Consider the following 22880-nt stretch of genomic DNA (forward strand, 5'->3'; position numbering starts at 1 on the left):
AGTAAGCCTTGCATCGCCAGATCGGCCGTCATCGCCGGCAAGCCGGCTCCTACAAAGGCTGCGGCCTAGCGGTAGAACAGCCTGTAACCCACCTGTCCCACCGCCTCATTGATCAACTGCCCACTGCGCCAGATCGCATTGAACTCCGGCAGCCAGCCACCCAGCGGCCTGGCATTGTCCCGCCCGAGAAACCCCACCGGCGCCGGCACCACGGTAAAACCGGCCTGCTCAAAGCTCCACACCGAACGCGGCATATGCGCGGCATGGGTCACCACCACCACTCGCTTGATGCCCAGCGGCGCGAGCAGTTCATAACTGAACCTGGCATTTTCCCAGGTCGTGGTGCTGCGCCCTTCCTGCCAGCGTACCGTCACGTCGAAATCACTCTGCATCGACGCCGCCATCAACGCCGCCTCACTCGGCGGCGTACCGTAGTGCAAACCGCCACTGGTCAGCACCGGCAACCCCGAAGCCTTGGCCAGGCGCGCGGCATAGCGCTGGCGCTCCAGACCGATCCCGGTCGGCTGATCGTCGCCCCACGCCGGATCACCGCGCTCGCGCCCCGAGCCCAACACCACAATGGCATCGGCCCGCTGCGCCAGCCCCGCCCACTCACTGCGCTCAAGCGGCGGCACCGTCTCCAGCGCCCGCGCTCCCCACTCCACCACCACCGGCAGGCTCATCAACCAGAATCCGCCCAGGCCGAGGACAAAGCACACACCCGCCAGACGCGGGCGCCGATGACGAAACCACCAGGCAAACAGCAGCAACAGCAACAGAAGGCCGGGCGGCATGAACAATTGTTTGAGGATGTAACGAACAGGCATCGGGCACCTCCAGAAGATGCCCGAAGCCTAAGTGCATCGGGGTCAATCAACAACCTCTGGAACAATGACTTCAAACCGAAGCCTGGTTAGCGACAGACAACCGTGTGCCGTCGGATGAACCTTACTTGACCCCCACGGATTTGAACTTCGCCGAACCCGGACGGGGCATTTTGTCCTTCAACCAGATAATCTCGGCCGAACGCGGTGACACCTTGTGCTCCACAACGGAAGGCGGCACAGGTACATCCTGCCCACTGAGATCCAGGTAAGCCCTGATCAATTCGAACTCGGCGTGGCTCAAGCCACGCAGTTCCAACTCGGCAGGCCGCTCATCACGCAATCGAACCGCCGTGTTGGCTGCGTCCAGGGCAAGCCCCAGACGGACGATCAAACGTTCGTACAACTCGGGTTTCATGACATATCGCTGCGACTCCACCATCCGCTCACCTCATTGAAGACAAGAATCACTCCCCCTCTCCCAAGCTTAGCGGCGCCCGGCAAACCAGCCGACCGCCGCGACCAACGGCTGCGGCGGTGCAATCAGGGTTTCCCTCGATAGAGCGGCGTCATGTATGCTACGGCGCTTCCTGTAACTCCACTTCCAGCACCGCCTGACGGATGCGTTGAAGAGGATTAGGCCACCCTTTCCAGTACAAGTAGCCATGCACGAACACTATCAGCCCCGTGAAATCGAAAACGCCGCCCAATCGTTCTGGGATGCGCAAAAGTCCTTTGAAGTCAGTGAACAGCCAGGCAAGGAGACGTACTACTGCCTGTCGATGTTCCCTTACCCCAGCGGCAAGCTACACATGGGGCACGTGCGCAACTACACCATCGGTGACGTGATCGCGCGTTATCAGCGCATGCAAGGCAAGAACGTCCTGCAACCCATGGGTTGGGACGCCTTCGGCATGCCGGCGGAAAACGCCGCGATGAAGAACAACGTCGCGCCGGCCAAGTGGACCTACGAAAACATCGCCTACATGAAGACCCAGCTGCGCAGCCTGGGCCTGGCGGTGGACTGGTCCCGCGAAGTGACCACCTGCAAGCCCGATTACTACCGCTGGGAACAATGGCTGTTCACCCGCCTGTTCGAAAAAGGCGTGATCTACCGCAAGAACGGTACCGTCAACTGGGACCCGGTGGACCAGACCGTACTGGCCAACGAGCAAGTGATCGACGGCCGCGGCTGGCGTTCCGGCGCGCTGATCGAAAAGCGCGAAATCCCGATGTACTACTTCAAGATCACCGCCTACGCCGATGAGCTGCTGGAAGGCCTCGACGAACTGCCGGGCTGGCCCGAGCAGGTCAAGACCATGCAGCGCAACTGGATCGGCAAGTCCCGTGGCATGGAAGTCCAGTTCCCGTACCACGTCGACTCCATCGGCGAAGCCGGCAGCCTGAAAGTCTTCACCACCCGTCCGGACACCCTGATGGGCGCGACTTACGTCGCCGTGGCCGCCGAGCACCCGTTGGCGAGCCTGGCCGCACGCAACAACCCCGAGCTGCAGGCGTTCATCGCCGAATGCAAGGGCGGCAGCGTCGCCGAAGCCGACGTCGCCACCCAGGAAAAGAAAGGCCTGCCGACCGGACTGTTCGTCGAGCACCCGCTGACCGGCGAGCAACTACCGGTGTGGGTCGCCAACTACGTGCTGATGCACTACGGCGACGGCGCGGTCATGGCCGTACCGGCCCACGACGAACGTGATTTCGAGTTCGCCCACAAGTACAGCCTGCCGATCAAATCCGTGGTGCGCACCAGTTCGGGCGATACCACCCCGGCTCCGTGGCAGGACGCCTACGCCGAACATGGCAGCCTGATCAACTCCGGCGAGTTCGACGGCCTCGACTTCGCCGGCGCGTTCGACGCCATGGAAGTCGCGCTGATCAAGAAGAACCTCGGTGCCTCGCGCACCCAGTTCCGCCTGCGCGACTGGGGCATCAGCCGCCAACGCTACTGGGGCTGCCCGATCCCGATCATCCACTGCGACACCTGCGGTGACGTGCCGGTCCCGGAAGACCAGCTGCCGGTCGTGCTGCCGGAAGACGTGGTGCCGGACGGCGCCGGTTCGCCGCTGGCGCGCATGCCCGAGTTCTACGAGTGCAGTTGCCCGAAATGTGGCGCACCGGCCAAGCGTGAAACCGACACCATGGACACCTTCGTCGAGTCGTCCTGGTACTACGCCCGCTACGCCTCGCCGCACTACGAGGGTGGCCTGGTCGATCCGAAAGCCGCCGACCACTGGCTGCCGGTGGATCAGTACATCGGCGGTATCGAACACGCGATCCTGCACCTGCTCTACGCGCGCTTCTTCCACAAGCTGATGCGCGACGAAGGCCTGGTCAGTTCCAACGAACCGTTCAAGAACCTGTTGACCCAGGGCATGGTGGTCGCCGAGACCTACTACCGCCGCGAAGCCAACGGCGGCTACACCTGGTTCAACCCGGCGGACGTCGAACTCGAGCGCGACAGCAAGGCCAAGATCATTGGCGCCAAGCTGATCAGCGATGGCCTGCCGGTGGAAATCGGCGGCACCGAGAAGATGGCCAAGTCGAAGAACAATGGCGTCGATCCGCAGTCGATGATCGAGCAGTACGGTGCCGACACCTGCCGCCTGTTCATGATGTTCGCCTCGCCGCCCGACATGAGCCTGGAATGGTCCGACTCCGGCGTCGAAGGCTCGCACCGCTTCCTCAAGCGCGTCTGGCGCCTGGCCCAGGCCCATGTGACCCAGGGTCTGCCGGGCAAGCTGGAACTGGCGACATTGAGCGATGAGCAGAAAGCCATTCGTCGTTCGATCCACCTGGCGATCAGGCAAGCCAGCCAGGATGTCGGCCAGCACCACAAATTCAACACTGCCATCGCCCAGGTGATGACGCTGATGAACGTGCTGGAAAAAGCCCCGCAAGTCACCGCGCAGGATCGTGCCCTGGTCCAGGAAGGCCTGGAAACCGTGGCCCTGCTGCTGGCCCCGATCACCCCGCACATCAGCCACGAGCTGTGGAACCGCCTCGGGCACGAAGGCGCCATCATCGACGCCGGCTGGCCGGTGCTGGATGACAGCGCGTTGGTCCAGGACAGCCTGCAACTGGTGATCCAGGTCAACGGCAAGCTGCGCGGCCAGATCGACATGCCGGCCAGCGCCAGCCGTGAAGAAATCGAAGCGGCGGCACGGGTCAACGAAAACGTACTGCGCTTCACCGATGGCCTGACGATTCGCAAAGTGATCGTCGTGCCCGGCAAACTGGTCAATATCGTCGCCAGCTAACTAAATGGGATCGGGCGCCTGCTATCGCAGGCGCCTTGCAGGACTTCCGAGGTCGCACCGTCGACCCACAGGGTTTCAAGGGGAGCAACAAGATGATCAAACGCAATCTGCTGGTAATGGGCCTCGCCGTGCTGCTGAGCGCCTGCGGCTTCCAGCTGCGCGGCACCGGCACCAACGAACTGACCATCAAGGAACTGTCGGTCAGCGCCCGTAACTCCTATGGCGAGACGGTCAAGCAGTTGACCCAGGTCCTCGAGCACAGCGGCGTCAAGGTCTATACCGGCGCGCCTTACAAGCTGATCCTGACCGACGAACAGGAAACCCAGCGTGACGCGACCTACTCGGGCTCCGGCCGTAACGCCGAGTACGAGCTCAATACCACGCTGTACTATGAAGTCCGTGGCGACCACGACCTGCAACTGCTGACCGGCAAGCTGCAAGTGCAGAAGTACTACATGCACGACGGCAACAACATCACTGCCGGCGATACCGAAGCGGGCCAACTGCGCAAGGAAATGCGTCGCGACCTGATCCAGCAGATGGTCCTGCGCCTGCAATTGCTGACACCGGCGCAACTGGATGCCCTGCAACAGACCGCCGACAACAAGGCCAAGGCCGACGCCGACGCCCTGGAAGCCGCGCGCAAGTACGAAGCGTCGCAGCCGCAGCAATCGCCGCTGCAACTGCCTAAGCAGTAAGCAGGCCGGGGCGCCCTCGGCGCCCCGCCTTTGCCCGCCTATGAAACTCGCCCCCGCCCAACTCGCCAAACACCTGCAAGGCAGCCTTGCGCCGGTCTACGTCATCAGCGGCGACGATCCGCTGCTGTGCCAGGAAGCCGCCGATGCTATCCGTAGCGCCGCTCGCCAACAGGGCTTCGACGAACGCCAGGTGTTCAGCGCCGATGCCAACTTCGACTGGGGCACGCTGCTGCAAGCCGGTGCCAGCATGTCGCTGTTCGCCGAAAAGCGCCTGCTGGAACTGCGTTTGCCTTCGGGCAAGCCCGGGGATAAAGGCGCCGCGGCACTGATCGAATACTGCTCGCGTCCGGCTGAAGACACCCTGCTGCTGATCAGCCTGCCCAAGCTCGATGGCAGTGCGCAGAAGACCAAGTGGGGCAAGGCCCTAGTCGAAGGCCAGGACACCCAGTTCGTCCAGATCTGGCCGGTGGACGCCGCCCAGTTGCCGCAGTGGATTCGCCAGCGTCTGTCCCAGGCCGGTCTTTCGGCCCAGCAGGACGCGGTGGAACTGATTGCCGCGCGGGTCGAAGGCAACCTGCTGGCGGCGGCCCAGGAAATCGAAAAGCTCAAGTTGATGGCCGAGGGTGGGCAGATCACCGTGGAAACGGTGCAGGCTGCCGTGGCCGACAGCGCTCGTTTCGATGTCTTTGGCCTGGTCGATGCCGTACTCAACGGCGAAGCGGCCCACGCCCTGCGGATGCTCGAAGGGCTGCGGGGCGAAGGGGTCGAGCCGCCGGTGATTCTCTGGGCCCTGGCCCGGGAACTGCGGCTGCTGGCCAACCTGTCGCTGCAATACAGCCAGGGCACACCGCTGGACAAGGCTTTCAGCCAGGCCCGGCCACCGGTCTGGGACAAGCGCAAGCCACTGATGAGCAAAGCCCTGCAACGGCACTCGGCACAACGCTGGAGCCAGCTGTTGCTGGACGCGCAACGCGTCGACGCGCAGATCAAGGGCCAGGCGGCGGGCTCGCCGTGGAGCAGCCTGAGCCGCCTGAGCCTGTTGATGTGTGGCCAGCGACTGGCATTGCCGGCGGAATAGCCAAAAGCCCCCACTGGACAGCGATAAAAATCTGCCCGATGATTCGCACTCTTCCACACACCCCAAGAGTGCATGTCCATGAGCAAGCCGTCCCGGCACCGTCCCAATAAAGCCAAATCCATCATCGCCCAGCCACTGTTCCGCAGCCGTCAGGAACAACCGGCGAAGGGCAAAGGCAGCTACCGCCGCGAAGCCTTCCAGTCTAAAAGCTGGGAGGCTTCTTACTTTCTGGCGGCCTGAAAGCATAGAGCACCATCACGACTCCACCCCCTCAAGCATGGTAAGGTCAGCACCTGATTCGCATTCTCCGGACCCGCGCATGCCCTTTTGCCTTACCCTTCGTCGTCCCCTACGCCGACTGTTCGCCGCCACCAGCTTTATCCTGTTAGTTGCCTGCGCGGAAAAGCCCACCGCAGCCGACGCCGAACCGCTGCAACCCCTTCCCGCAGCCCCGGCCCCGGTCCCCGCCCAGCCACAGGTCAATGACGACCTGACGATCCAGCCTACGCAAAGCTTCGACGAATGGATGTCCGCGTTCCGTGTCGAAGCCCTGAGAGCCGGTATCACCCCCGCCATCTTCGATGCCGCCTTTGCCGGCGTCACCCCGGACATGAGCGTGATCAAGGCCGACCGCAGCCAACCGGAATTCACCCGCCCGGTCTGGGAATACCTCGACGGCGCCCTGTCCCCCGTGCGTGTACGCAAGGGCCAGGCCCTGCTGGCGCAGAACAGCGCGCTGCTGACGAGCATCGAACAACGTTATGGCGTCGACCGCGAAGCGCTGGTGGCGGTGTGGGGCATGGAGAGTAATTTCGGCCAGTTCCAGGGCGACAAGTCGGTGATCCGTTCGCTGGCGACCCTGGCCTACGAAGGCCGTCGCCCGGGATTCGCCCAGGCCCAGTTGCTGGCGGCGCTGCAGATTATCCAGCATGGCGATATCCAGCCTGAGCAGATGCTCGGCTCCTGGGCTGGGGCCATGGGCCAGACCCAGTTCATCCCCACCACCTACAACAGCTATGCGGTGGATTTCGACGGCGACGGTCGCCGCGATATCTGGAACGACTCGGCCGATGCCCTGGCCTCGACCGCCAACTACCTGCAAAGCTCCGGCTGGCAGCGTGGGCAGCCGTGGGGGCTGGAAGTGGTGTTGCCACAGGCTTTCGACTACGCCCAGGCCGACGGCGCGATCCGCAAGACCGTGAACGAGTGGCTGCAGATGGGCATTCGCTTGCCAGTGGGCGCCGCGCTGCCCAATGGCTCGGCAACACTGTCCGCCGCCCTGCTGCTGCCAGCGGGCTATCGCGGCCCGGCGTTCCTGGTGCTGGACAACTTCCGCGCCATCCTCAAGTACAACAATTCGTCGTCCTATGGGCTGGCGGTGGGCTTGTTGTCCCAGCGCTTCAATGGTGCGGGTCTGATTCGTGGCGACTGGCCGAAGGATGACCTGCCGTTGAGCCGTTCCGAGCGGATCGAGTTGCAGACCCAGCTCAGCGCCAAGGGTTATGACGCCGGCAATCCCGACGGCATTATCGGGGCGAATACCCGCAAGGCGATTCGTGGGGCCCAGCAAGTGTTGGGCTGGCCGGCGGACGGGTATCCGAATCACAAGCTGCTGGAGAGCTTGCGTAGCCGCTAGACGCGATCCCGTGTCCCTTGTTGGAGCCGGGCTGTCAGCAATGGCGATGGCGGCCGTATAGTCGATGCAAGACTTCCGGGCCTCGTCGCTGCGATGCGGCGTCCCGACAAGCCAGGTTACTCGGCCCGCACCACATCCTGCTCCAACACCACCTGCCGTGCATCGGCGTCCAAGCGCACCTGCGCTCCCAGCGGCAACGTCAGGTTCGGGTCGCAATGCCCGCTGCGCCAACCCGCCAGCACCGGAATGCCCAAGGGCCCCAGCTCCTGCTTGAGCAGGCGCGTCAGTGCATCCGGGTCGACCCCGGCGAAATCCCCCACCAGCACGCCATTCAGGCCTTCCAGCTTGCCTGCCAGGCGCAGGTGCGTGAGCAACCGGTCAACCCGGTACAGCGGCTCGTTGACGTCCTCGATCAGCAGGATCAAGCCATTGGTATCGATTTCATAGGGTGTGCCCAGGGTGGCGCAGATCAACGACAGGTTGCCACCTTGCAAACGCCCCGAGGCGACGCCCGGGACAACCGTAGTCAGTGGAAACGCCGCGGGATGTTCAAACACGCTACCCGCGCGCACCTGCCCGGTCAGCAGATTGAACAACGAGGATTCGGTCGGCGGCAGCTTCTCCCCCAGCAGATCCGCATTGAACAGCGGCCCGTGAAAGGTCATGAACCCCGCATAACGGGCAATCGCCAGGTGCAGCGCGGTGATGTCGCTGTAACCGACCAAGGCTTTTGGATGTTTTTTGAGCAATTCGAAATCAATGTCGTCCAACAGGCGCGGACAACCATACCCCCCGCGCAGGCAGAGAATCACATCGATTTCAGGATCGGCAAAGGCGTCATGCAGGTCCCGCAGACGGACCTCATCACTGCCGGCCAGGTAACCGTCCCGTTGCGAGACACCCGGAAAGATCCGCAGCTCGTAGCCGCGGGCCTGTACCCACTCCTGCGCCTTGAGCGGGTCAAGGGCCGCAGGACCGGCCGGGGCGATCAAACCGATCACCCCGCCCTGCCGTAGCGCCGGCACCGCGCTCTGGACCTGATAGGAAGCCTGCACGGGTCGACGACGGTTCAAGGGTTACGCTCCGATCAGTTCAGCCTTGACCAGCCTGGCCTGCTCGTCGGCATGGTAGGACGAACGCACCAACGGCCCGGAAGCCACGTTCTTGAAGCCCATCTTGTAGCCTTCCTCGGCGAACCAGGCGAAGACGTCCGGGTGCACGAAACGCTGCACCGGCAAGTGGCTGCGGGACGGTTGCAGGTACTGGCCGAGGGTCAGCATGTCGATGTCGTGCTCGCGCATGCGCTGCATGACTTCGATGACTTCCTCGTCAGTCTCGCCCAGGCCCAGCATCAAGCCGGATTTGGTTGGAATGTGCGGCATCATCTGCTTGAAGCGTTGCAGCAGGGTCAGCGACCACTGGTAGTCGGAACCCGGACGTGCAGCCTTGTACAGGCGTGGCACGGTTTCCAGGTTGTGGTTGAACACATCCGGCGGCTCGGCGGCGGTGATTTCCAGCGCGATGTCCATGCGCCCACGGTAGTCGGGGACCAGGGTCTCGAGCTGCACGTTCGGCGACAGCTTGCGGATCTCGCGGATGCAGTCGGCGAAGTGCTGGGCACCGCCGTCACGCAGGTCGTCGCGGTCCACGGAGGTGATCACCACGTACTTCAGGCGCAGGTCGGCAATGGCGATGGCCAGGCTTTGCGGCTCGTTGACGTCCAATGGCTTCGGCCGGCCGTGGCCGACGTCGCAGAACGGGCAACGACGGGTGCAGATATCACCCATGATCATGAAGGTCGCGGTACCGCCGCTGAAGCACTCGCCCAGGTTCGGGCAGGAGGCCTCTTCGCAGACACTGTGCAGCTTGTGCTTGCGCAGCAGTTGCTTGATACGGTCGACTTCCGGCGAAACCGGGATACGCACGCGAATCCAGTCGGGTTTCTTCGGCAGTTCGGTGGTCGGAATGATCTTCACCGGAATGCGTGCGACTTTCTCGGCGCCACGCAGCTTGACGCCGGTTTCGACTTTCGCACGGGCCGGGCGCTCGGAAACGTCCAGCGTCGGGATCAGGGTTTGCACAGCGTCTTGCGCAGTAGTCATATCAATCGATTCCGCCCGTGAGGGTCGTCTGCTCAGCATAGTCGAGGTGTTTGACGAGCTGCGCGCGCAGCCGGGCACTTACCTCGGCAAATTCAATCGGTCCTGTGTGGTCACGCAGCTGGGTCATCGCCAGCCCCGCATAACCGCAGGGGTTAATCCGTCGAAACGGCCCAAGGTCCATATCGACATTCAGCGCCAGGCCATGGAACGAACAGCCGTTGCGAATCCGCAGGCCCAGGGAGGCGATCTTCGCCCCGTCGACATACACGCCGGGGGCGTCGGCCTTGGCCTCGGCGCTCACGCCATAGCCGGCCAACAGTTCGATCAGGCAACGCTCCATCCGGCTGACCAGTTCGCGCACGCCAAAACCCAGGCGGCGAACGTCCAGCAACAGGTAGGCCACCAGTTGGCCGGGACCATGATAGGTCACCTGGCCACCACGATCGACCTTGACCACCGGAATATCCCCCGGCAGCAGCACATGCTCGGCCTTGCCGGCCTGGCCCTGGGTGAACACCGGCGGATGCTCCACCAGCCAGATTTCGTCCGGCACGTCCGCGCTCTTGCGCGCATCGGTGAAACGCTGCATTGCCTGCCAGACCGGCTCGTAAGGGGCCTGGCCGAGCTCGCGAAAGCCCAGCACGCCAGTCATCAGAGCACCATGTGTACGAAACCGGTGGCCCGCAACTCGCTGTTGATGTCGTACAGCTGGTCCTGGCCGGTGGCCACGATGTGCAGCTGGATCGTGGTGTACTTGCCGTTGGTGCTCTGGCGCTCGTCCACCCGGTTATCGTTGATCGTGGCGTGTTTCTTGACGATCTCGACGATCTTGTCCTTGTTGCCCACACCCGTGTCGCTGATGACCTTGACCGGGTAGTCGGTAACGGGAAATTCGATTTTCGGTGCTTTTACTTCAGTGTCTGTCATGACAATAACGGCCTCGTAAGCCCAGGCAACGGACATACCTCACGCCCGGGTCAGGCGCGAGGTACGCAAATCGACACTCTCTGTCAGCAGTCGAATGCCTTAGTTGAACATGCCGTAGAAGAACATACGGATGCTGTCCCACAGGCGACGGAAGATACCACCTTCCTCGACCGCGTCCAGCGCGATCAGATCGGCGCTGTGTACCACTTTGTCGTCCAGTCTGACTTCAACTTTACCGATCACGTCTCCCTTGGCAATCGGGGCGACCAGTTTCGGGTTCATGGTCATGCTGGCCACGAGCTTCTTGAGCTGGCCTTTAGGCATGGTCATGGTCAGGTCTTCGGCCAGGCCGGCCTTGACCTGGTGGGTGGTGCCTTTCCAGACCGGCGCCTGGGCCAGTTCCGCGCCCTTCTGGTAGAAGGTCTGGGTTTCGAAGAAGCGGAAACCGTAGGTCAGCAGCTTCTGGGTTTCAGAGGCGCGGGCCGATTCGCTGTTGGTGCCGAACACCACGGCGATCAGGCGCTGGCCGTCACGTACCGCCGAGGCCACCATGCAGTAGCCGGCCTCTTCAGTGTGGCCGGTTTTCAGGCCGTCGACGGTCTTGTCGCGCCACAGCAGCAGGTTGCGGTTAGGCTGCTTGATGCCGTTCCAGAAAAACTCTTTCTGCGAGTAGATCGCATAGTGCACCGGGTCGAGACGAATGATCGCCCGGGCCAGGATCGCCATGTCGTGAGGCGACGAGTAGTGATCCGGGTTCGGCAGGCCGGTCGGGTTCATGAAGTGGCTGTTGGTCATGCCCAGTTCGGCCGCCGTCTTGTTCATCATGTCGGCGAACGCGTCTTCGCTACCGGCGATGTGCTCGGACAGCGCCACGGTGGCATCGTTGCCGGACTGGATGATGATGCCGTGCAGCAGGTCACTGACGGTCACCTGCGAGCCGACCTTGATGAACATCCGCGAGCCGCCGGTGCGCCAGGCGTTTTCGCTGACGGTCACCATATCGTTCTCGCCGATCTGGCCGCGACGGATTTCCTTGGTCGCGATGTAGGCGCTCATCAGTTTGGTCAGGCTGGCCGGGGGCAGGCGCTGGTCGCCGTTGTTCTCGACCAGCACGTTGCCGCTGGCGGCATCCATGAGTACGTAGGCTTTGGCGGCCAGTTGCGGCGAAGCCGGCAGGGCCATTTCATCGGCGGCCCAGGCGGCAGGCGCAACGATCAGGGGTACAAGCAGGCACAAACGTTTGGCAAAGGTGGTGATGTTCATCCGTCTCTCGAAATCGCTAATGGAAACTTGCCCTCGCGGGCAAAAATAAATCCGGCAGTTTTTCCAACTGCCCCGTGTCAGGTTGCTCGCTCCACCACCCTTTCCAGGCTTTTATTATCAAACGAACCAACAACCCAGGACCCGGCCCTTGAAAAGCAGCCCAATCCACAATTGTGCCTGTGTTACTCCGACGTCACCACACTTGGTGAACCGAGATTGGCCAGACGTACGCTGTTCTGCACTTGCTGGACTTCACCCGGCGTGCCGATCGGCCCCATCCGCACCCGATGCAGGGTCTGCTGGTTGCGCACGATCGAGCTGACGAAGACCGGCGCCTTCACCATCGAGCTTAGCTTCGACCTCAACAGTTCGGCAGCGTCCGGGTTGGCGAACGCGCCCACCTGGAGATACTGGCCAGAGGCTTGTGCAGAACCGTTTTTTTTTGCGTCAGCCTGTGCCTGTACGGGCACAACGTCGGTGGCGTGTTGCTGCGGTGGCGGCGTCCACTGCTCGATCGTCCCGGTGGACGCGGTCAGGGCCGGGGCCTGGGCCTGCGCCACTTGCGGTTCGTTGAGCATCAACGGCGCCGGACGACCACGCTGGGCCCACCATTCCTGCGGGTCGATGCCCTCGACCTTGACCCGCGCCGTGCCGACCTCGGCATAACCGAGCTTCTTCGCGGCGGCGTAGGACAGGTCGATGATCCGGTCCGAATAGAACGGCCCGCGGTCGTTGACCCGCAGGATCACGCTGCGGTTGTTGTCCAGGTTGGTCACCCGCACATAGCTGGGCAACGGCAGGGTCTTGTGCGCGGCACTCATGCCATACAGGTCATACACCTCGCCATTGGCGGTGTTCTGGCCATGGAACTTGGTGCCGTACCAGGACGCCGTGCCCTGGGCCACGTAGCGCTTGGAGTCGGTCAGCGGGAAATAGGTCTTGCCCAGCACCGTGTAGGGGTTGGCCTTGTACGGCCCGGTGTGCAGGGTCGGCGTGGCATCCGGGATACGCGACACGTCGACGTCCCACCACGGCGCACCATCTTTGTGGGCACGGTTGATGTCCAGGCCCGGCTTGGCGCGGATGGTATTGGAGGCGGACGACGACTGATACGGCGAGCGGCTGGTCGAACAACTGACCACCAGCACCGCCAACGCGGTGTAAGCCAACAGCTTCAGTGGTTTTGGAATCGGCAAAGCCTGCATTACTTGACGCCCCGTGCTTGGACCAACAGGTCAGACAGCTGATGCACGGCCATGGCGTACATTACGCTGCGGTTATAGCGCGTGATCGCATAAAAATTCTTCAGGCCCATCCAATATTCCGGGCCATTGTCGCCATCCAGGCGAAACGCCGTCACTGGCATATCATCGCGTAGCGCATCATGACTCGACCAGCCCAGCGCCCGCAACTCCCCAACGGTCTTGACCGGCTCAAGCCCCGGGCTCAAACCCTGGTCGACCTGGTCGCCACGCACGTCCGCGCGACTGACCACCGGCTCCCCGGCAACCCAGCCGTGACGCTTGAAATAGCTGGCCACGCTGCCGATGGCGTCGTCGGCGTTGGTCCAGATATTGATATGCCCGGTGCCGTCGAAATCCACCGCATAGGCACGAAAACTGCTCGGCATGAACTGCGGCAGGCCCATGGCCCCGGCGTAGGAGCCCTTGAGGCTCAGCGGGTCGAGCTGTTCTTCGCGGGCCAGCAGGAGGAACTCGCGCAACTCCTTGCGGAAAAAATCGGCCCGCGGCGGATAGTCGAAGCCCAGGGTCGACAAGGCGTCGATCACCCGGTAATTGCCGGTATTACGGCCAAAAAAGGTTTCCACGCCGATGATCGAGACAATCACCTGGGCCGGCACGCCGTATTCCTGCTCGGCACGGGCCAGGGCCGCTTCATGCTGGCGCCAGAAGTCGACGCCACGGGCCACCCGCGCATCGGTGATAAAGATCGGCCGGTATTCCTTCCACGGCTTGACCCGTTCCGCCGGGCGGGAAATCGCGTCGAGAATGCTCTGCTTGCGCTCGACCTGACGGAACACCTCCATCAGTTGCTCACCGGCAAAGCCGTAGTCGCGGGTCATTTCCGCGACGAACTGGGCCACTTGCGGCGAACCTTCGTAGTCACCGGCCAGCGCGCCCGTCCCTGCACCCAGACAGCCGACCAGGCCTATCCATGGCGCACATCGAGCCGCCCAACCGCGCAATACTTGCATTGAATTGTTCACCTTGCTCAAACCTGTGCGATCCACTTGCGGTGGGTATGGATCGACATCAAAACCCCAAACGCTGACAGCAGTGTCACCAGCGAAGTTCCGCCGTAGCTAATGAATGGCAACGGCACTCCCACCACTGGCAGCAGACCGCTGACCATACCGATGTTGACGAAAACATACACAAAAAACGTCATGGTCAGGCTGCCGGCCAGCAGTTTGCCGAACAGTGTCTGGGCCTGGGCGGTGATCACCAGCCCGCGTCCGATCAGCAGCAGGTAGAGCAGCAGCAAGGCGCAGATGCCCACCAGGCCGAACTCTTCGCCCATCACCGCGATAATGAAGTCGGTGTGGCTTTCCGGCAAGAAGTCCAGGTGCGACTGGGTGCCCAGCAGCCAGCCCTTGCCGAATACGCCGCCGGAACCGATGGCGGCCTTGGACTGGATGATGTTCCAGCCGGTGCCCAGCGGATCGCTTTCCGGGTCGAGGAAGGTCAGGATCCGCTGCTTCTGGTAATCGTGCATGATGAAGAACCACATGCCCACCGCCACCGGGATCGCCGCCGCCAGCACGCTGATGATCCAGCGCCAGCGCAGGCCGCCCATGAACAGCACGAACGCGCCGCCGGCCAGCACCAGCAGCGAGGTGCCGAGGTCGGGCTGGCGGACGATGAGGATAAACGGCACACCGATCAGCATCAGGCTGATGGCCACGTGCTTGAGCTGCGGCGGCAGGGTGCGCTTGGACAGGTACCAGGCGATGGTCGCCGGCATCAGGATCTTCATGAATTCCGACGGCTGGAAGCGGATCACCCCGGGAATGTTGATCCAGCGTGTGGCGCCCATGGCGTTGTGGCCCATGACATCCACCACCACCAGCAGCATCACCCCCAGCACATAGGTCAGTGGCACCCAGCGGGCCATGAAGCGCGGTTCGAGCTGGGCGATCACGAACATCGAGACCAGGCCGATGCCGAAGGAGGTGGCCTGCTTGATCAGCAGGTCCCAGCTCTTGCCGCTGGCCGAATAGAGGACGAACAGGCTGCCGGCCGCCAGGGTCAGCAGCAGGACCAGCAAGGGACCGTCGATGTGCATGCGTTGCAACAAGGTGGCCCGGCGGCGCATCACATCTTCACTGGAGAGGATGCGGTCGAAATTGGCGATCAAGGCATCACCTGCAAGGGGGTTGAGTCGGCATATTCAGGTTTTAGCTTGCCATCCGGGCCGAGCAACCAGGCGTCCATGACCTGGCGAACCACCGGCGCGGCGACGCCGGAACCGGACTCGCCGTTCTCGACCATCACCGCCACGGCGATTTTCGGGTTGTTGGCCGGGGCGAAGCCGACGAACAGGGCGTGATCGCGATGACGTTCCTGGACTTTCGAGCGGTCATACTTCTCACCCTGCTTGATCGCCACGACCTGGGCGGTCCCGCTCTTGCCGGCGATCAGGTACTGCGAACCGACGGCCGCCTTGCGCGCGGTGCCACGGGCGCCGTGCATCACTTGCTGCATACCGTGGCTGACCTTTTCCCAATCCGATGGGTTACGCAGGACGATATCCGGCATCGGGTCGTTATCCAGCGGTTTCTGGCCTTCGATGGTCTTGGCCAGGTGCGGACGGTTCCACACCCCCTTGTTCGCCACCAGCGCCGTGGCCTGGGCCAGTTGCAGGGGCGTGGCCTGCATATAGCCCTGGCCGATCCCGAGGATCAGGGTTTCCCCCGGGAACCAGGCCTGGCGCCGGGTGCTGCGCTTCCATTCGCGCGAAGGCATCAGCCCCGGCGATTCCTCGAACATGTCCAGGGAGACCTTCTGGCCCAGGCCGAACTTGTTCATGTAGGTGGACAGCCGGTCGATGCCCAGCTTGTGCGCCAGATCATAGAAGTAGGTGTCGTTGGAACGCATGATCGCCGTGTCCAGGTCCACCCAGCCATCGCCGGTGCGGTTCCAGTTGCGGTATTTGTGATCGTAGTTGGGCAGTTCGTAATAACCGGGATCGAAGACCCGCGTCGACGGGCTGACCACGCCGCTGTCGAGCCCGGCAATCGCCACCGCCGGCTTGATGGTCGAGCCCGGCGGATAGAGGCCACGCAGCACCCGGTTGAACAGCGGCCGGTCGATGGAGTCGCGCAACTCGGCGTAGGCCTTGAAGCCGATCCCGGTGACGAACAGGTTCGGGTCGAAACTCGGCTGGCTGACCATCGCCAGCACCTCGCCAGTGGCCGGGTCCAGCGCCACCACGGCGCCACGGCGGCCGCCGAGGGCCTCTTCGGCGGCTTCCTGCAACTTGATGTCCAGGCTCAGGACGATGTCCTTGCCCGGCACCGGGTCGGTGCGCTTGAGCACCCGCAGGATACGCCCGCGGGCGTTGGTCTCGACTTCCTCGTAACCGACCTGGCCGTGCAGCTCGGCCTCGTAGAAACGCTCGATGCCGGTCTTGCCGATATGGTGGGTACCGCTGTAGTTCACCGGATCCAGGGTCTTGAGTTCGGCCTCGTTGATCCGCCCCATATAACCTACCGAGTGCGCGAAGTGCGCACCCTGGGGATAGTGGCGAACCAATTGCGCCACCACCTCGACGCCCGGCAGGCGGAACTGGTTCACGGCCACGCGGGCGATCTGCTCTTCGGTCAACTCGAACAGGATCGGCACCGGCTCGAACGGCCGCCGGCCCTGGCGCACGCGTTTTTCGAAGAGGACGCGATCGTCCGGGGTGAGCTGCAGGACCTCGACCAGCACATCCAGCACCTGGCGCCAGTCACCCGAGCGTTCACGGGTCACGCTGAGGCTGAAACTGGGTCGGTTATCCGCCACCACGAGGCCGCTACGGTCGTAGATCAGGCCGCGGCTCGGTGGAATCGACTGGACATGGACGCGGTTGTTTTCCGACTTGGTCGAGTGATAGTCGTACTGGACCACCTGGAGGAAATACAGCCGGGCGATCAGCACGCCGATCAGCGCCACCACCACAATTGCGCCGACCACGACACGGTTACGCACCAGACGGGCGTCTTTCTCGTGGTCCTTGAGGCGAATCGGCTGGGTCATTCGGCAGGCTTATTTATGGTAAGGATGCCCGGACAGCACGGTCCAGGCGCGATACAGCTGTTCACCGATCAGGATCCGCACCAACGGGTGCGGCAAGGTCAGCGGCGACAGCGACCAGCGCTGATCGGCCCGCGCACAGACTTCCGGCGCCAGCCCCTCGGGGCCGCCGACCATGAAGTTGACCGTGCGCGAATCCAGCCGCCAGCGATCCAGCTCGACCGCCAACTGCTCGGTGCTCCATGGCTTGCCATGGACCTCCAGCGTGACGATCCGCTCGTTCGGACCGACCTTGGCCAGCATCGCTTCGCCTTCCTGACGGATAAAGCGCGTCACGTCGGCGTTCTTGCCCCGGGTATTGAGCGGAATTTCCACCAGTTCCAGCGCCAGTTCGGATGGCAGACGCTTGGCATACTCATGCCAACCCTCTTCCACCCACTTGGGCATGCGTGAACCGACAGCAATCAGGCGCAGGCGCACAACGCCACCTTATTCCTGATCTTTGTTGAGCTTGATGAAGTGCTCATGGGTGTTTTCCGGGCTGTGGTGCGCGGCGCTGGCCGAACGGCTCTGCTCGGCACCCTGCCACAAACGCTCCAGGTCATAGAACTGACGAGCACTGGCGGTCATCATGTGGACGATCACGTCGTCCATGTCCAACAGCACCCAGTCGCTGTCGCCCTTGCCTTCTTCACCCAATGGCTTGATGCCCAGGGCCTTGACCGCTTCGCGGACCTTGTCCAGCATCGCGCCGATCTGGCGGTTGGAGGTACCGGTGGCGATGATCATGAAGTCGGTGATGCTCTGCTTTTCGCGAACGTCGATCACCAGGATGTCCTGGCCCTTGACGTCTTCCAGGGCCGCTACGGCAACCTTGACCAGCTCTTCACCCTTGAGCGGCTCGCCGCTGAGGACTTTCTCCGGCAGCGGAGCACTCTTGAACGTGCCTTTGCGCTTTACTTTGTTTACGTCGTTGTTGGTCATATAAAACTCGTTTTGCTCATATGTTCGGGCGCTTCAATACACGACTATTCGTGCTTTCAAGCGCGCCGTTTCAGTTCGACGCACGGTACAGCCCGTGCGCATCGATATAGGCCAGGACCGCGTCAGGCACCAGGTAACGTACCGACTTACCGCTGGCCAGCAGTTGACGGATCTGGGTGGCCGACACCGCGAGGGGTGTCTGCCAGACGAATGTAATATGCCCGCCAGGCCCCGGCAGGGCCTTCGGGTCGCTGACCGACCGCGCGGCCAGCAGGTTGCGCAAGGCATCCGGCGGTTCGCTGTCGGCATCCGGGCGTTGCAGCACCAGGATATGGCAATGCTGGAGCAATTCTTCCCAGCGGTGCCACGTGGGCAGGCCGCAAAATGCGTCCCAGCCCAACAACAAGAATAACTGGTCATCGGCGGCCAGCTCGGCGCGCATAAGTTCCAGGGTGTCGATTGTGTAGGACGGCTTGTCCCGTTGCAGCTCGCGGTCGTCCACCACCAGCGGGCTGACGCCGGCCACCGCGCAATCGACCATCGCCAATCGATCGATGGCCGAGACCTGCGGTGTATCACGATGGGGCGGCCGGGCACTGGGGGTCAGGCGCAACTCATCGAGGTCCATCAGTTCCGCGACTTCCAGGGCACTGCGCAAATGGCCGATGTGCACCGGGTCGAAGGTTCCGCCGAGCACGCCGATACGCCGGGGCGAAACCTGGCGCGGGCTGACGACGGCTGACGGACGTTTACTCACTCGTTCAGACCGCGACCTGACCGCGCAACTGCCCGTCGCCGACCACGATGTACTTCTCGCAGGTCAGGCCTTCCAGCCCTACCGGGCCGCGGGCGTGCAGCTTATCAGTAGAAATGCCGATCTCGGCACCCAATCCGTATTCGAAGCCGTCGGCGAAGCAGGTCGGGGCATTGAGCATCACCGAACTGGAGTCGACTTCGGCCATGAAGGCCCGGGACTGCGCCAGGTTTTCAGTGACGATGGCGTCGGTGTGGTGCGAACCATAGTGATTGATGTGCTCGATGGCCGCGTCCAGCCCGTCGACCACACGAATCGACAGGATCGGCGCCAGGTATTCGGTGCTCCAGTCTTCTTCGGTGGCGGCGACCGCCTCGATCACCGCACGGGTCCGCTCGCAACCGCGCAGCTCGACACCCTTGGCGCGCAGGCGCTCGGCCATGGCCGGGAGGAATTCGGCGGCGACCGCCTTATCCACCAACAGGGTTTCCATGGCGCCACAGATGCCATAACGGTAGGTCTTGGCGTTGAAAGCGATGTCACGGGCCTTCGCCAGGTCGGCGTGGGCGCTGACATACACGTGGCAGATGCCGTCCAGGTGCTTGATCACCGGCACCCGCGCCTCGCGGCTGACCCGCTCGATCAGGCCCTTGCCACCGCGCGGCACGATCACGTCGACGTACTCGGGCATGCTGATCAGCGCGCCAACGGCGGCGCGGTCGGTGACTTCCACCACCTGCACCACGGCGGCCGGCAGACCGGCCTCGTCCAGGCCGCGCTGGATACAGGCGGCAATGGCACGGTTGGAATGAATGGCCTCGGAGCCGCCGCGCAGGATGGTCGCGTTACCCGACTTGAGGCACAGGCTGGCGGCATCGATGGTCACGTTCGGCCGCGACTCGTAAATGATGCCGATCACGCCCAGGGGCACGCGCATCTTGCCGACCTGAATCCCCGATGGCCGGTAACTCATGTCGCGGATCGCCCCCACCGGGTCCGGCAAGCTCGCCACCTGACGCAGGCCGACGATCATGCCGTCGATGCGCTCAGGGGTCAGGGCCAGACGTTCAACCAGTGCAGGCTCCAGGCCATTGGCGCGGGCGGCGGCCAGATCGAGTTCGTTGGCGGCACTCAGCTCGGCGCGGGCAGCGTCCAACGCAGCGGCGGCGGCCAGCAGGGCGCGGTTCTTCTGCGCGGTGCTGGCACGGCCGATCACGCGGGAAGCCTCGCGGGCAGCGCGACCCAGACGGGTCATATAGTCGAGAACGGACTCAGTCATGGCTCTAAGGGGGACTTGGCAAAGAGGAAAGCGGCCGATTATAGCTGTCGCGCCGCCTCACGGACAGCGGTGCCGGGCGGATGGTCGAAATGGAGGGCAAATAGCCGGTGTTCAGACTCGATTAAGGCATAAAACGTTATGCTTGCCCTCCCATCAGCCATCAACAGTCTCGCGCCCACGATGTCCAGCCTCACTCCAGCGCCCTTGCCGAACGCCCTGCCCGACGCCTTTTTCGACCGTGATGCGCAGTTGCTCGCCCGTGAATTGCTGGGCAAAGTCGTTCGTCACAAAGTCGGCGAGCTCTGGCTGGCCGCGCGGATCATCGAGACCGAAGCCTATTACCTCGAGGAAAAAGGCAGCCATGCCTCCCTCGGCTATACAGAAAAGCGTAAGGCTTTGTTTCTGGATGGCGGACATATCTATATGTATTACTCCCGTGGCGGCGATTCGCTGAACGTCAGCGCCCACGGGCCGGGCAACGCGGTACTGATCAAATCGGCTTATCCGTGGGTCGACGAGCTGTCTGGCGCGGCCAGCCTGGCGCAGATGCTGCTGAACAATCCGGCGGCCAATGGCACCGCGCGCCCCACGCAGAAGCTGTGCGCGGGGCAGACCCTGCTGTGCAAGGCCCTCGGGCTCAAGGTGCCGATGTGGGACGCCAAGCGCTTCGACCCACAGGGGCTGGTGGTCGAGGATGTCGGCGTCCAAGTGACACAGATCATCCAGACCACCCGCCTGGGCATTCCCGACGGGCGTGACGAACAACTGATGTACCGCTTCGTCGACGCGACTCATGCGGCATATTGCACGCGCAACCCGCTCCGGCGGGGGCAGGTCGAAGGTCGCGACTATTTTTTGCACGGTTGAAAAAGGAAGTCTTCCATGGGCCCATGGCTCGATAGCATCACCGGCTGGCTGACCGCCAACCCACAATGGCTGGGCGTGGCGATTGTCATCGTCGCCTGCCTCGAATGCCTGGCCATCGTCGGCAGCATCGTGCCGGGCACGGTCACGCTGTTCGCCATCGCCTTACTGGCCGGCAGCGGCGCCCTGCCCCTGGGGGAAACCCTGCTGCTGGGGTTCATCGGTGGCCTGATCGGTGATGTGATCTCCTACACCCTGGGCCGCCGCTTCCACCAGAACATCCGGCGCCTGCCGGGCCTGCGCAGTCACCCGCAGTGGATCAGCGGCGCCGAAAGCTACTTCCAGCGCTACGGCATCGCCAGCCTGCTGGTCGGACGTTTTATCGGCCCCCTGCGCCCGATGCTGCCCATGATCGCGGGCATGTGCGACATGCCCTTGCCGCGCTTTATCGGCGTCAGCCTGATCGCCGGCGCCGGCTGGTCGGTGGTCTACCTGCTGCCGGGCTGGGCCACCGGTGCGGCCATCCGCCTGCCTTTGCCCGAAGGGTTCTGGGCGCAGACCGGCGTGGTCGCGTTCGGCCTCGTCGCGCTGCTCGGGCTGTGCATCCATTGCAGCGTGAAACGCCATCCCCGGGCCACCCTGCTGATTTCGGGCTTGAGCCTGGCATTGCTGGTCAGCCTGTTTATCGGCTACCCCCACCTCAAGGCCTTCGACCAGGGCCTGATGGCGCTGGTCCAGGAACATCGCGACCAGGCGCTGGACGTGGCGGCGGTTGTCGCCACGCGCCTGGGCGACTTCCGCATCCAGTTCATCGTCGCCGGAACACTGACCGCACTGCTGTTTCTCGCCCGCCAATGGCGCCAGGGACTGTTTTTCGGCGCCACCCTGGCGGTAACGGCGCTGGGCAACACCGCCGCCAAATACTTCTTCGCGCGGATCCGCCCGGAAGTCCTGGCCGAGCCGATCACCAGCTTCAGCATGCCCAGCGGCCACAGTTCGGGCTCGTTCGCGTTTTTCCTGATGCTCGCGGTACTGGCCGGGCGCGAACAACCGCCACGGATGCGCATGACCTGGCTATTGCTCGGCTGCCTGCCGGCGCTGGTGGTGGCGCTGTCACGGGTATACCTGGGCGCGCACTGGCCCACCGACGTCCTGGCCGGCGCCCTGCTCGCCATCACGGTGCTCGCCGCCAGCCTGAGCCTCAGCCAGCGTTTCATGCCGCTACCGGCCATGCCTCCACGGGCCTGGTGGCTGATCCTGCCGGCCGCGGTGGCGATCTACGGGTTTCATGCGCTGTGGCATTTGCAGCATGAGATCGGCCGATACGCCTATTGAGGGGTTTAGGGCGGGTCGCTTTCCACGACTGCAAGGTTGATGGCATAAAACCGACCGTCCTCGCCCTGCACGACTTCATAGGTCACGGTATCGCCGGCCTTCAAGGTCGGTCCACCGTCAGCAGCCGATTTCACGTGAAAGAAAAGCTCTCGTCCGTCCAGGTGCGCTGTGATCACGCCCACTCCGCCTCGGGCGGAGTCATAACGTTCTTCTCCGTGCTTATCCATCACTGTTTCTCCCAAAAAGGAAGAGGCACACTCGGACGCCGAACTTATAAAGCTCGATCATCCAGGGGATGTTTGGACAGCCCTGTCTACACGGCAAATTCTCAAAGTATTTGAACTTCTTCCGCTTGCAGACCCTTTTGCCCTTGGGCAGTTCTAAAGCTCACTTTCTGCCCCTCAGCGAGACTTTTAAAACCAGTCCCCTGGATGGCTTTGAAATGCACAAAAACATCCGGGCTACCATCATCTGTCGTGATAAACCCAAAGCCTTTCGCATCATTGAACCATTTGACCGTACCATTTTTTCGATCTGACATTTCCAATCTTCCCAGCTGCTGAATGACGCAAGCTCGTTCGTGGACAACTTTCGTCCTACGAGCTT

The 22880-nt window shown here is 63.0% G+C and carries 24 protein-coding genes; 7 read left to right on the plus strand and 17 right to left on the minus strand.

Annotation, left to right across the window (positions count from 1 at the left end; genetic code table 11):
* Positions 1-65: 65 nt before the first annotated feature.
* Positions 66-827: a YdcF family protein gene (locus tag CWE01_RS16055; protein WP_100941516.1), complete on the minus strand. Its 762-nt coding sequence runs from the start codon at positions 825-827 to the stop codon at positions 66-68.
* Between the two features lie 121 nt (positions 828-948).
* Entirely contained in the window at positions 949-1266 is a 318-nt protein-coding gene (locus CWE01_RS16060) for a hypothetical protein (RefSeq protein WP_100941517.1), read from the minus strand.
* Between the two features lie 223 nt (positions 1267-1489).
* Between CWE01_RS16060 and leuS the strand changes: the two genes are divergently transcribed.
* From leuS to CWE01_RS16085, 5 genes are all read left to right on the plus strand, one after another.
* Positions 1490-4096, plus strand: coding sequence for a leucine--tRNA ligase (gene leuS / locus CWE01_RS16065; RefSeq protein WP_100941518.1), 2607 nt, complete (start codon positions 1490-1492; stop codon positions 4094-4096).
* A 92-nt stretch (positions 4097-4188) separates the two neighbouring features.
* Complete coding sequence (lptE, locus tag CWE01_RS16070; RefSeq protein ID WP_100941581.1) at positions 4189-4794, plus strand: LPS assembly lipoprotein LptE; 606 nt, start codon at positions 4189-4191, stop codon at positions 4792-4794.
* A gap of 40 nt (positions 4795-4834) precedes the next feature.
* Positions 4835-5872: a DNA polymerase III subunit delta gene (gene holA / locus CWE01_RS16075; protein ID WP_100941519.1), complete on the plus strand. Its 1038-nt coding sequence runs from the start codon at positions 4835-4837 to the stop codon at positions 5870-5872.
* A gap of 78 nt (positions 5873-5950) precedes the next feature.
* Entirely contained in the window at positions 5951-6112 is a 162-nt protein-coding gene (gene arfA, locus CWE01_RS16080; RefSeq protein ID WP_100941520.1) for an alternative ribosome rescue factor ArfA, read from the plus strand.
* A 79-nt stretch (positions 6113-6191) separates the two neighbouring features.
* A complete protein-coding gene (locus CWE01_RS16085) occupies positions 6192-7508 on the plus strand; it encodes a lytic murein transglycosylase (protein ID WP_100941521.1) in 1317 nt (438 codons plus the stop codon).
* 116 nt (positions 7509-7624) lie between these two features.
* Here the strand turns inward: CWE01_RS16085 and CWE01_RS16090 are convergent, their stop codons facing one another.
* From CWE01_RS16090 to CWE01_RS16150, 13 genes are all read right to left on the minus strand, one after another.
* Positions 7625-8581, minus strand: coding sequence for an LD-carboxypeptidase (locus tag CWE01_RS16090; protein WP_100941522.1), 957 nt, complete (start codon positions 8579-8581; stop codon positions 7625-7627).
* A gap of 3 nt (positions 8582-8584) precedes the next feature.
* Positions 8585-9610, minus strand: a complete 1026-nt coding sequence (lipA, locus tag CWE01_RS16095) for a lipoyl synthase (RefSeq protein ID WP_100941523.1) — start codon at positions 9608-9610, stop codon at positions 8585-8587.
* A gap of 1 nt (position 9611) precedes the next feature.
* Complete coding sequence (gene lipB / locus CWE01_RS16100) at positions 9612-10262, minus strand: lipoyl(octanoyl) transferase LipB (RefSeq protein WP_100941524.1); 651 nt, start codon at positions 10260-10262, stop codon at positions 9612-9614.
* A complete protein-coding gene (locus CWE01_RS16105) occupies positions 10262-10537 on the minus strand; it encodes a DUF493 domain-containing protein (protein ID WP_100941582.1) in 276 nt (91 codons plus the stop codon). The genes lipB and CWE01_RS16105 overlap by 1 nt, the downstream gene beginning before the upstream one ends.
* 99 nt (positions 10538-10636) lie before the next feature.
* A complete protein-coding gene (locus tag CWE01_RS16110) occupies positions 10637-11800 on the minus strand; it encodes a D-alanyl-D-alanine carboxypeptidase family protein (protein ID WP_100941525.1) in 1164 nt (387 codons plus the stop codon).
* 182 nt (positions 11801-11982) lie between these two features.
* Entirely contained in the window at positions 11983-13005 is a 1023-nt protein-coding gene (locus tag CWE01_RS16115; RefSeq protein ID WP_100941526.1) for a septal ring lytic transglycosylase RlpA family protein, read from the minus strand.
* Entirely contained in the window at positions 13005-14015 is a 1011-nt protein-coding gene (mltB, locus tag CWE01_RS16120) for a lytic murein transglycosylase B (protein WP_100941527.1), read from the minus strand. Before mltB ends, CWE01_RS16115 begins: the two co-directional genes overlap by 1 nt.
* 17 nt (positions 14016-14032) lie before the next feature.
* Complete coding sequence (gene rodA / locus CWE01_RS16125; RefSeq protein WP_177099602.1) at positions 14033-15136, minus strand: rod shape-determining protein RodA; 1104 nt, start codon at positions 15134-15136, stop codon at positions 14033-14035.
* Between the two features lie 38 nt (positions 15137-15174).
* On the minus strand, positions 15175-17061 hold the full coding sequence (gene mrdA / locus CWE01_RS16130; RefSeq protein ID WP_100941529.1) for a penicillin-binding protein 2: 1887 nt from the start codon (positions 17059-17061) through the stop codon (positions 15175-15177).
* A gap of 9 nt (positions 17062-17070) precedes the next feature.
* Positions 17071-17538, minus strand: coding sequence for a 23S rRNA (pseudouridine(1915)-N(3))-methyltransferase RlmH (rlmH, locus tag CWE01_RS16135; protein ID WP_040071182.1), 468 nt, complete (start codon positions 17536-17538; stop codon positions 17071-17073).
* A 9-nt stretch (positions 17539-17547) separates the two neighbouring features.
* On the minus strand, positions 17548-18042 hold the full coding sequence (gene rsfS / locus CWE01_RS16140) for a ribosome silencing factor (protein ID WP_100941530.1): 495 nt from the start codon (positions 18040-18042) through the stop codon (positions 17548-17550).
* A gap of 70 nt (positions 18043-18112) precedes the next feature.
* Complete coding sequence (gene nadD, locus CWE01_RS16145) at positions 18113-18799, minus strand: nicotinate-nucleotide adenylyltransferase (RefSeq protein WP_100941531.1); 687 nt, start codon at positions 18797-18799, stop codon at positions 18113-18115.
* A gap of 4 nt (positions 18800-18803) precedes the next feature.
* Positions 18804-20075: a glutamate-5-semialdehyde dehydrogenase gene (locus tag CWE01_RS16150; protein WP_100941532.1), complete on the minus strand. Its 1272-nt coding sequence runs from the start codon at positions 20073-20075 to the stop codon at positions 18804-18806.
* Positions 20076-20255: 180 nt separating this feature from the next.
* On the opposite strand from CWE01_RS16150, the gene CWE01_RS16155 reads away from it, so the two are divergent.
* Together CWE01_RS16155 and CWE01_RS16160 are read left to right on the plus strand one after the other, a co-directional pair.
* On the plus strand, positions 20256-20942 hold the full coding sequence (locus CWE01_RS16155; protein ID WP_100941533.1) for a DNA-3-methyladenine glycosylase: 687 nt from the start codon (positions 20256-20258) through the stop codon (positions 20940-20942).
* A gap of 15 nt (positions 20943-20957) precedes the next feature.
* Entirely contained in the window at positions 20958-22274 is a 1317-nt protein-coding gene (locus CWE01_RS16160; protein ID WP_100941534.1) for a bifunctional DedA family/phosphatase PAP2 family protein, read from the plus strand.
* Positions 22275-22279: 5 nt separating this feature from the next.
* Here CWE01_RS16160 and CWE01_RS16165 read toward each other — a convergent pair whose 3' ends face one another.
* Together CWE01_RS16165 and CWE01_RS16170 are read right to left on the minus strand one after the other, a co-directional pair.
* Positions 22280-22501, minus strand: a complete 222-nt coding sequence (locus tag CWE01_RS16165) for a cold shock domain-containing protein (RefSeq protein WP_100941535.1) — start codon at positions 22499-22501, stop codon at positions 22280-22282.
* A 101-nt stretch (positions 22502-22602) separates the two neighbouring features.
* Positions 22603-22815: a cold-shock protein gene (locus tag CWE01_RS16170; RefSeq protein WP_100941536.1), complete on the minus strand. Its 213-nt coding sequence runs from the start codon at positions 22813-22815 to the stop codon at positions 22603-22605.
* Between the last annotated feature and the right edge of the window lie 65 nt (positions 22816-22880).

It is taken from the genome of Pseudomonas sp. QS1027 (genome assembly GCF_002814235.1).
GTDB lineage: Bacteria > Pseudomonadota > Gammaproteobacteria > Pseudomonadales > Pseudomonadaceae > Aquipseudomonas.

Excerpts from the sequence above, each read along its gene's own strand:
- lipA (WP_100941523.1), bottom strand. The coding sequence starts at position 9,610 with ATGACTACTGCGCAAGACGCTGTGCAAACCCTGATCCCGACGCTGGAC.
- CWE01_RS16155 (WP_100941533.1), top strand. The coding sequence starts at position 20,256 with ATGTCCAGCCTCACTCCAGCGCCCTTGCCGAACGCCCTGCCCGACGCC.
- mrdA (WP_100941529.1), bottom strand. The coding sequence starts at position 17,061 with ATGACCCAGCCGATTCGCCTCAAGGACCACGAGAAAGACGCCCGTCTG.
- CWE01_RS16165 (WP_100941535.1), bottom strand. The coding sequence starts at position 22,501 with ATGGATAAGCACGGAGAAGAACGTTATGACTCCGCCCGAGGCGGAGTG.
- CWE01_RS16055 (WP_100941516.1), bottom strand. The coding sequence starts at position 827 with ATGCCTGTTCGTTACATCCTCAAACAATTGTTCATGCCGCCCGGCCTT.
- CWE01_RS16110 (WP_100941525.1), bottom strand. The coding sequence starts at position 11,800 with ATGAACATCACCACCTTTGCCAAACGTTTGTGCCTGCTTGTACCCCTG.
- mltB (WP_100941527.1), bottom strand. The coding sequence starts at position 14,015 with ATGCAAGTATTGCGCGGTTGGGCGGCTCGATGTGCGCCATGGATAGGC.
- CWE01_RS16160 (WP_100941534.1), top strand. The coding sequence starts at position 20,958 with ATGGGCCCATGGCTCGATAGCATCACCGGCTGGCTGACCGCCAACCCA.
- leuS (WP_100941518.1), top strand. The coding sequence starts at position 1,490 with ATGCACGAACACTATCAGCCCCGTGAAATCGAAAACGCCGCCCAATCG.
- rodA (WP_177099602.1), bottom strand. The coding sequence starts at position 15,136 with ATGCGCCGCCGGGCCACCTTGTTGCAACGCATGCACATCGACGGTCCC.
- arfA (WP_100941520.1), top strand. The coding sequence starts at position 5,951 with ATGAGCAAGCCGTCCCGGCACCGTCCCAATAAAGCCAAATCCATCATC.
- rsfS (WP_100941530.1), bottom strand. The coding sequence starts at position 18,042 with ATGACCAACAACGACGTAAACAAAGTAAAGCGCAAAGGCACGTTCAAG.
- holA (WP_100941519.1), top strand. The coding sequence starts at position 4,835 with ATGAAACTCGCCCCCGCCCAACTCGCCAAACACCTGCAAGGCAGCCTT.
- CWE01_RS16150 (WP_100941532.1), bottom strand. The coding sequence starts at position 20,075 with ATGACTGAGTCCGTTCTCGACTATATGACCCGTCTGGGTCGCGCTGCC.
- CWE01_RS16115 (WP_100941526.1), bottom strand. The coding sequence starts at position 13,005 with ATGCAGGCTTTGCCGATTCCAAAACCACTGAAGCTGTTGGCTTACACC.
- lipB (WP_100941524.1), bottom strand. The coding sequence starts at position 10,262 with ATGACTGGCGTGCTGGGCTTTCGCGAGCTCGGCCAGGCCCCTTACGAG.
- CWE01_RS16105 (WP_100941582.1), bottom strand. The coding sequence starts at position 10,537 with ATGACAGACACTGAAGTAAAAGCACCGAAAATCGAATTTCCCGTTACC.
- lptE (WP_100941581.1), top strand. The coding sequence starts at position 4,189 with ATGATCAAACGCAATCTGCTGGTAATGGGCCTCGCCGTGCTGCTGAGC.
- CWE01_RS16085 (WP_100941521.1), top strand. The coding sequence starts at position 6,192 with ATGCCCTTTTGCCTTACCCTTCGTCGTCCCCTACGCCGACTGTTCGCC.
- CWE01_RS16170 (WP_100941536.1), bottom strand. The coding sequence starts at position 22,815 with ATGTCAGATCGAAAAAATGGTACGGTCAAATGGTTCAATGATGCGAAA.
- CWE01_RS16060 (WP_100941517.1), bottom strand. The coding sequence starts at position 1,266 with ATGGTGGAGTCGCAGCGATATGTCATGAAACCCGAGTTGTACGAACGT.